This is a genomic window from Cupriavidus sp. 291-E7 (assembly GCF_057798835.1).
Genome location: NZ_JBYOJV010000051.1, coordinates 1 through 6,272 on the forward strand (window position 1 = coordinate 1; position 6,272 = coordinate 6,272).

The 6,272-nt window shown below is 61.6% G+C and carries 5 protein-coding genes; 1 reads left to right on the forward strand and 4 read right to left on the reverse strand.

The annotated features are described in order from the left end of the window. The first annotated feature begins 51 nt into the window (after positions 1-51). A protein-coding gene (locus tag AC3FLX_RS33515) for an IS3 family transposase (RefSeq protein ID WP_488693732.1) occupies positions 52-1,421 on the forward strand; the annotation gives its coding sequence in 2 pieces (ribosomal slippage) (positions 52-520 and positions 520-1,421; 1,371 coding nt in all). Positions 1,422-1,502: 81 nt separating this feature from the next. On the opposite strand, the gene AC3FLX_RS33520 is transcribed toward AC3FLX_RS33515, so the two are convergent. The 4 genes from AC3FLX_RS33520 to AC3FLX_RS33535 form a co-directional block, all read right to left on the reverse strand. Continuing rightward, the gene (locus AC3FLX_RS33520; protein ID WP_488701578.1) at positions 1,503-2,873 is read right to left on the reverse strand and encodes an amidase; all 1,371 of its coding nucleotides are present in this window, start codon (positions 2,871-2,873) and stop codon (positions 1,503-1,505) included. Positions 2,874-2,883: 10 nt separating this feature from the next. Further along, complete coding sequence (locus AC3FLX_RS33525; RefSeq protein ID WP_488701486.1) at positions 2,884-3,867, reverse strand: Bug family tripartite tricarboxylate transporter substrate binding protein; 984 nt, start codon at positions 3,865-3,867, stop codon at positions 2,884-2,886. Positions 3,868-3,916: 49 nt separating this feature from the next. Next, complete coding sequence (locus tag AC3FLX_RS33530) at positions 3,917-5,347, reverse strand: M20 family metallopeptidase (RefSeq protein ID WP_488701487.1); 1,431 nt, start codon at positions 5,345-5,347, stop codon at positions 3,917-3,919. Further along, the coding region (locus AC3FLX_RS33535) for an MmgE/PrpD family protein (protein ID WP_488701540.1) at positions 5,340-6,272 on the reverse strand (933 nt) is incomplete at its 5' end. The genes AC3FLX_RS33535 and AC3FLX_RS33530, both read right to left, overlap by 8 nt.

Consider the following 6,272-nt stretch of genomic DNA (forward strand, 5'->3'; position numbering starts at 1 on the left):
TGAACTGCACCCCAGAAGTTGGACATCCATCCAACCTTTGGGGTGTTTTTCATGGCGAAGTACGATGAGCAATTCAAGCTCAGAGTGGTAAGGCAGTACCTGGCCGGTCGAGCCGGCTTCAACGCAATCGCAGCCGAGCATGGTATTGGCCATAGTCTGGTGGAGCGTTGGGTGGCCAGCTACCGACAGCATGGCCGAGACGGGCTGCGCAAAAAATTCAGCCACTACAGCGCCGAATTCAGATTGGCGGTGCTGCGGCGCATGTGGCGAGATGGTTTGTCGATCGGACAGACGGCCGCTTTGTTCGACATTCGCAGCCCTGGCTGCATTGGGGTCTGGGAGCGCCGCTATCATAGTGGCGGTATGGATGCCCTGTCGCCCCGACCTCGCGGGCGCCCCAAGACGATGCCACAAGCCACGCCTCGCAAGCCTGCAACCGACACCCCAGTCCCCGACGACGAGCGCTCCCGCAAGGACTTGCTCAAGGAGATCGAGAACCTGCGCGCGGAGGTGGCGTATCTAAAAAAGCTCGACGCCTTGGTTCAAGCGAACAAGACATCTGCGCAACCCAAAAAGCGCAAATAGTGCTTGAGCTGAGGCAGCAGTATCCATTGGTCGGCTTACTGAAGGCGGCGGGGCTGGCGCGCAGCACGTTTTACTACCAGCAGGCGGTGCTCCAGGCCCAAGACAAGTATGCGGGCCTGAAAGCGCGCATTCGCGACCTCTTCGACCGACACATGGGCCGTTATGGCTACCGCCGCATCACAGCAGCAATCCGGCAAAGCGGCATGATCGTCAACCACAAGACGGTCCAGCGCCTCATGAGCGAGATGGGACTGAAGTCGTTGGTACGGCCAAAGAAATACCGATCCTACAAGGGCACGGTAGGCCGTGTCGCGCCCAACGTTCTGCAACGGCAGTTCCGGGCCAGGCGTCCGAATCAGAAGTGGGTAACCGACGTGACCGAATTCAACGTGGCTGGCGAGAAACTGTACCTCTCCCCGGTGCTGGACCTGTATAACGGCGAAATCATCGCCTACGAGACCGCCCACAGGCCGGCCTTCGAGATGGTGAGCAGCATGCTGAAGAAAGCGTTCCGGCGCCTATGTCCGCAGGACCGGCCGGTCCTGCATTCCGACCAAGGCTGGCAGTACCAGATGCCGGCCTACCAGCGGATGCTCAAGCAGCGCAATATCCGTCCCAGCATGTCACGCAAGGGCAATTGCCTTGACAACGCCGTTATGGAAAGCTTCTTCGGGACCCTGAAGTCCGAGTTCTTCTACCTGAACAAGTTCGCCAGCGTCGAGGAGCTACAGCAAGGCCTGCGCCAATACATTCACTACTACAATCACGACCGCATCAAGCTCAAACTAAAAGGGCTGAGTCCCGTGAAGTACAGAACTCAGCCCTTGGCGGCCTAAGTTACCCGTCCAACTTTACGGGGTCCGTTCATCGGGGCTGACAACCTAGAGTTTCGGCCAGATTCTCTGTCGGCGCTGACGCTAGAGCGCTGCCAAGCGCGCCGCGCCTAGCAGCGCGGTAGGCCAGACCTCCTCTGCGGTAAGCGACCCTTTGACGAACTTCAAACTTAGCTGACGTTCAATGCTGCCGGCAATATCAAGCAGACTTCGATCACCAAACCGACGCCCAACTAGCTGTACACCGACGGGCAATCTGTTCTCGCCCAATCCGGCGGGCATTGCTAGGCATGGCACATGCAGCAGTGTCCAGACGCTATTACACACCGGACTACCGGTGTCATCTAGGCCGAAAGGTGCTTCACCAAGTGAAGGCGGTGTCAAGACCACGTCCAGCTGCCCATCGTTACCGAACAGCGCATCGAACTGCCTTCTGCAAGTTGCGGCCAAATCATAGGCAGCGACCAAGTCGCGATGGCTGTAGCCGACATTGTTTTCGGCAGTCTGCCGGATCGAAGGATGCAAGTCATCCGGCCGTGTCACAAGTTCCGGAAGGAAGCTTCGGCGGCCCTCTTGGCGGATGATGACCTGCTGTGCGGCTGTCAAACTCGCGAAATCGGCGGGCAACTCCAGGTCATATACTTCCGCACCCTCGCGAGACAGGGCGGTCGCCATCGATTCCAACGCAGTCTGACCTGATGCATCGACCTTACCCCAGTGTGGACCACGGTACAGGCCAACCTTGAGCCCCCGCAACGTCCGCATGGCATCGGCGTCCTCATCGCAAATCTGAAGTGCGCTGGCAACCAAATCCAGGTCGGCAACGCTGCGGCCATACCAGCCGATCGTGTCGAGGCTTGGCGCATAGACCTTGGCGCCTTCGGCACTGGTTACGCCATGCGTGGGCTTGAATCCGAAGATGCCGTTATACGCAGCGGGTCTAATGATGGAGCCGCCCGTCTGCGTCCCGAACGCCAGCTGGGCCATACCCGCGGCCACGGCAGCCGCGGAGCCCGACGATGAGCCTCCTGGCGTATGCGCAAGATTGTGAGGATTTCGCGTGGCCGCCGGCCGGCCGTTTGTCCCGAACTCTACCGTATCTGTCTTGCCAATGACCAATGCTCCCAACGCGCGCACGGTCGCGACGCACGCGGCATCCTTGCCGCTACGATGGTTGGCATAGGCAGACGCGTTGTACGTCGTCGGCATGTCGACTGTCTCGATGACATCCTTGACTGCGATCGTCAGGCCGTGCAACGCATGCCCTGGCTGCCGCTTGTCGAGTTCACGCGCACGTCGGATGACGGTATCCTCGTCGAGATATGAAAAGGCGCGAACCATCGGCTCGTTGCGTGCGATCTGGTCCAGCGTGGATCGCGTCAGTTCTTCACACGACAATTCGCGATGGCGGATCCGTTCGGATGCCTCGGCGGCACTCAGGGCAAATGGTTGCATGGCTCGATTGTCAGTCTGCGTGGATGCCGGATTGTTGCGCCACGGACTTCAGGCGCGGCAGCTCTTCCGCAATCAAGGCCTCCACGGCCTTGCCATCGGCGTAGCCGACTTCGAAACCGGTGGCCAGCAGCTTCTCCTGCATCTGCGGATTCGTCATCGTATCGGCCAGCGCCTTCTGCAGCTTCGCCTTGGTCTCCGGCGGCAGTCCCCTGGGCGCGGCGATGGCTACCCATGTCGAAATGGACGGCAGCTTCACACCGCTCTCCGCGAGAGTCGGGACATTGGGCAGGAGTGTCGACCGCTTGGCCGTGGTCACGACAATCGGCTTGATACGCCCTTCCTTGATATAGGGTAGCGCCGCGGGAACGGTATCGATATCGAACTGGATCTGACCGCCTAGCAGGTCATTCATTGCCGGAGCACTGCCCTTGTACGGGACGTGGGTCATGCGGATGCCCGTGGCGGTCTTGATCATCTCACCAGCAAAGTGGGCGGTGCTACCATTGCCAAACGACGCATAGTTATAGTCCCCCGGCTTGGCCTGCGTGGCTGCGATCACGTCTTGCAATGTGTGCGCTGACACGGATTTTCCGGCCAACAGCACCAGCGCGTTCCGGCCGAGCAGGCCAATGGGCTCGAAGCTCTTGACGGGGTCGTACGGCAGCTTCGGGGCGATGGCCGGCCCCGAGGTGAAGGTTGAGCCCGAGCTGATGAGCAGCGTGTAGCCATCGGCCGGGGCCTTCGCAACGAAGGCCGCGCCAATGACGGTGCCAGCGCCCGCACGGTTCTCGACCACGATGGACTGGCCGAGCTGTTCGCCCAGCTTCGCCGCCACCATGCGGCCCACCACATCGGTATTGCCGCCTGCGGGAAAAGGCACGACCAACTGGATCGGGCGCGACGGGTAGCCCGGACCCTGCGCCAGGGCAACCCCCGACATTGCCAATCCCAGCGCCATCACGACGAAGCGGCGTCCCAGCAAATGCTTTGACATTCTTGTATCACCCATTTTCATCCACCAAAAAAATCCTTGCGCCGCTCGGTCAAGCCGCCTGGACGGCGCGGTGCTCACTGCGCGCAGCCAGCGCTCCCGCCTCGCCAAGCTCCCAAAACACTGACACCATCATCGCCAGTCCCTGCGCAACGATGGTGAGCGGCAGATGCTCGTTTGCGGCGTGCTGCTTGCAACCCGGATACGAATGCGGAATCCATACCGTGGGCAGCCCGAGGATGTCGGAAAAGACATCGTTTGGCACCGTGCCGCCAAGGTTCGGCACCACTGCCGGCTCCGTGCCCATCACATCCTTCACCGCGGCCTTGGCCCAACTCACCCAGGGACTGGTGGGATCGAGACGCGTGGCGGGAGACCCGCGGACGAGCTTCACCTGCACATCGGGGAAACCTGCTCGGTCGAGATGCTTGCGCACGATGTCCTCGATTGCCGTCCAGTTCGTGCCCACTACAAATCGCAGTTGCAGGTGCGCATGCGCGGCAGGCGGGATCGCGTTGACCGGCTTCGCGTAGTTGCCTGCATGCAAGGTCAGCACTTCCAGCGAATTCCAGCCAAGCAGCCGTTCTGCAGCCGTGAAGCCCGGTTCGCCCCACGCGTCGTCGATCTTTCTTCCGAGGCTCTCGCTGTCGACCTTCAGCCGCGCAAGCGCGTCACGCACGGGGGCAGGAATCGGCGGCGGCAGAAGGTCTGGCACGAGGATCCGGCCCTTGCCGTCGACCATCGATGCAATGGCACTGGCAAGAACCACGCCTGGATTCTTCATGATGCCGCCCCAGTTGCCGGAATGCAGTCCGCCAGCACGCGGCGAGCAGGACAGCTCGAACACAGCGGAGCCGCGCGAACCGAGGAACAGCGTAGGCTGATCCTTGCTGACGCGTGGGCCGTCCGAGGCGATGAAGAGATCAGCCGCAAGCACCTGGGCGTTTTCCTTGCAAACTTGACGCAGTCCAGGCGAGCTGCGCTCCTCACCCAGTTCGAACAGCGCCTTCAGGTTAAAGCCCAGACGGCCATTGCGCGCCGCGATGACTTCGCGCAATGCGGTCAGATTGGTGAGATGCTGCCCCTTGTTGTCCGCCACGCCTCGGCCGTACCATGCGTCGTCACGCAGGGTCAGCAACCACGGGGACAGCCCTTCTTCCCATTGGTCGTCATAGCCCGGCACCACGTCCCCGTGTCCATAGGTGAGGACCGTCAGGAATTCTGGCGACTCGATGCGCTCCGCCAGCAGGAAGGGCGAACCGCCCGTGACGGGATTGGCGAGGTACGTGCAGCGAAATCCCATCGCAGTCAGGTCTGGCGCCAGAATCTCCCGGTAGTACGGCAGCAGATCTTCGTCCTTCGCATCGGGACCGCTGACAGAGCGATACGCCACGCGCCTGGCCAACGCTTCCGCGAAGCGGCCATCCTGAAAAAAACGCAGGGCGCTTTCCAGTGCCTTTCGCTTCATAGCAGCCTCAGTCATGCTTGACTCCCAGCGTAGCGGTCATGGAACGAATGCTCTTCAGCGTGCGCAACCCGGCAAGTTGCTGCACGAGGGCATCCAGCGCGCCGGCTGACATCAGCGAGGCACAGCACGCCACAACCTTGGCGAGCCGCTCTTCGTCGGAATAGGGGTCCTGAATCAGTCCCCGGGCATAGATGCGCTGCGCCTCGAACGTTCGACCATCCTTCAGCGTGATGGTGACGATGTGCGGTGGCCGATCGTCCGGGTCCTTGGGCTCGTCTTCGAACGCACGGGCTTTGAGGCGGGTCACCTTGAACAGGTCGCGCACTGCCTTGCGCTGGACGGCTTCGGGTGTGAAATCAGCCAGTGTGACCGTTCCCTGCAACAGGGCCAGCGCAATGTTGTAGTGCATCGAGAAGCGCGCCTGGAATTCGTCGACGGGATCGTCGTAGCGCAGGTTCTTCTTGTTGCTCGCGCCGACGAGAATATCGATGGTCTCGACGTCCGCTGCCGTGAAACCGTGCTTGCGCTTCAGATCGAGCACGCAGTCGATGGCGTTGTGCGCGGACCCACAACATGCGTGACGCTTCGGGGCCAGCCCGAACTCCTCGAGCGCCAGTGGCTTACCAAGCTTTTTCAGCGGTTCGTCCCAGCCGCGTGGTGCCGGCCCCCCATAGAGCGAAAGGAATCCCTGCGGATCCTCCAGCACTTCGAGGTTGCCTTGCAGGCCGGCGGCGGCCAGCCGCGCCGCCACAATCGCGTTCGATGCCGACATGCCACACTGGAACGACTTGGCCTCGGTGCCAAACTGTGCCTTGTTGCCCGAGGCCATGCTGACCGCCAGGCTCATCGCCGCCGCCGTTTGCGTCGCGTCGAGCTTGAGAAGGCGAGCGCACGCCCCTGCCGTGCCAATACAGCCCACTGTTGCTGTCGGATGCCAGCC

Coding starts and splice junctions, on each gene's coding strand:
- AC3FLX_RS33525 (WP_488701486.1), bottom strand. CDS start 3,867: ATGTCAAAGCATTTGCTGGGACGCCGCTTCGTCGTGATGGCGCTGGGA.
- AC3FLX_RS33520 (WP_488701578.1), bottom strand. CDS start 2,873: ATGCAACCATTTGCCCTGAGTGCCGCCGAGGCATCCGAACGGATCCGC.
- AC3FLX_RS33530 (WP_488701487.1), bottom strand. CDS start 5,347: ATGACTGAGGCTGCTATGAAGCGAAAGGCACTGGAAAGCGCCCTGCGT.